The following is a 1,120-nucleotide window of genomic DNA, read 5'->3' on the forward strand; positions in this document are numbered from 1 at the left end:
TTATACGTATTCCAAGGTCAAATCCAAATTATTTAAAGATTATTTTTAAGCTACAAACTTTTGTAGTTCTACGTACGGTGTTCCTCTCTTTACTACTGCAAATGCTCTTGATAAAATCTTATTTCTAATATTATTTAAAGCAACCATTTTTGGTTTACCTTCTTCGAGTTTCTTCTTGTAATATTGTTTTAGTTCTTTATCGCACTGTATAGCACTCACGCTGGCAAGTGTTAAAAGTGTTTTCATTTTTCTATCTCCTATATGGTGTATTCTATTCCTTCTTCTAATACTGGTTCCAGAACTGTACTCAAAAGGTGCAACACCACAATAGCTAGAAAATTGTCGCCAACTATTGAATCGTTTAAAGTTGCTCGTGTGATATATAATTTGACAAGAAAGTATTAATCCGACTCCTTTTAAGGTATTTAGAAGCTTAAAATTCTTATCGAGTGATTTATCACTTTTCATTAATTTTTTAATACAAAGTTCTAGAGCTTCAATTTGTTTTGTGAGATAATGAATGGTCTTTTTGATAATTCTACAACAGTTGTCAGTTGAAGGACTACTAAGTAAAGATTGCATTTCTTTAAGGCTACTCATCTTGCCTGTTCGATCTCTTACTAGCTGTTCTCTAATCGATAATAATCTACCCAATTCTTGAACGTGATTTTCTATTGGAGTACTAAGAAGTAGTTCTTCTTTATGTAACCAAGCATACCTAGCTATCATACCCGCATCAAGTTTATCTGTTTTACCTCTAACAATACCTACAGATCGTTTGATTGCTAAGGGACTTTGTTCAATATAATCTCTATTATTTTCTGATAGGTAAACACTCAGGTTTGTAGAGTAATGTCCTGTGTTCTCAAAACAGAAAAAATAAACTTGCTCTTTTAAATACGTTTCCGTCCATGACAATAGTGCTTTGTAACCCTTAGTAGTGTTAGAAAACACTCGATGTACTGCTCTGTTATGAATATGTGCATCGATGGTTAATTTAGATACATCAATTCCTATAACATCTACATAATTTTTCATATTTTTAAATATTATTTCCTTTTAGAAAGAAATGATTAATAAATGTTGCAATGACTATCACCTTTATTAGGAAAAAATTCCT

1 protein-coding gene is annotated in these 1,120 nt (G+C 31.2%); it reads right to left on the reverse strand.

The window, feature by feature from the left end; genetic code table 11:
- Window positions 1-45: 45 nt before the first annotated feature.
- Window positions 46-1,038: an IS110 family RNA-guided transposase gene (locus EGM88_RS14630; RefSeq protein ID WP_123899171.1), complete on the reverse strand. Its 993-nt coding sequence runs from the start codon at window positions 1,036-1,038 to the stop codon at window positions 46-48.
- Between the last annotated feature and the right edge of the window lie 82 nt (window positions 1,039-1,120).

This window comes from Aureibaculum marinum, from assembly GCF_003813905.1.
GTDB lineage: Bacteria > Bacteroidota > Bacteroidia > Flavobacteriales > Flavobacteriaceae > Aureibaculum > Aureibaculum marinum.

Bases quoted from the DNA above. Each gene is read 5' to 3' on its own strand.
- EGM88_RS14630 (WP_123899171.1), bottom strand. From the start codon at position 1,038: ATGAAAAATTATGTAGATGTTATAGGAATTGATGTATCTAAATTAACC.